The following is a 531-nucleotide window of genomic DNA, read 5'->3' on the forward strand; positions in this document are numbered from 1 at the left end:
CGACGTCGGCACCCCGGCCGACGTCGCGGACGCCGACCTGGTGGTCTGCTGCACCACCGCGCGCACCCCGCTGTTCGACGGCGCGCTGGTCCCCGACCACGCGGCGGTGGCGGCGGTCGGTTCGCACGAGGTGGACGCCCGGGAGGTGGACGAGGTGCTGGTCGGCCGGTCCGCGCTCTACGTGGAGGCCCGCTCGGTCGCGCTGCGCGAGGCCGGCGACCTGCTGATGGCGGGGGTGACCGGCGCCACGACGCTGTGGAACCTGGCCGAACTGGTGAACGGCGAGGCTCCCGTGCCGACCGACCGGCCGAGGTTCTTCAAGAGCGTCGGCATGGCCTGGGAGGACCTCGCGGTGGCGGCGGAGGCGCATCTGCGCGACTCCGCCTGAGACTCCGGTCGGCACGGGGCCCGCTGTGGGGCCCGACGGCTCGGTGCCGGCGCTTCGGCGCTGCGTCGGCACCACCCCCAGACCCGTTGCCCTGGAACGGGGGGTTGGCCGTTTAAGTGTCCGGCCGGAACGGCGGCCGACGT

Annotated in this window: 1 protein-coding gene; it reads left to right on the plus strand. The window is 75.1% G+C overall.

Features of this window, described 5'->3' with window-relative positions:
- Nucleotides 1–40: 40 nt before the first annotated feature.
- Complete coding sequence (locus ABD308_RS00255; RefSeq protein ID WP_344322207.1) at nt 41–388, plus strand: hypothetical protein; 348 nt, start codon at nt 41–43, stop codon at nt 386–388.
- The last annotated feature ends 143 nt before the right edge of the window (nt 389–531 follow it).

The organism is Kitasatospora putterlickiae (assembly GCF_039527695.1).
GTDB classification, from domain to species: Bacteria; Actinomycetota; Actinomycetes; order Streptomycetales; family Streptomycetaceae; genus Kitasatospora; species Kitasatospora putterlickiae.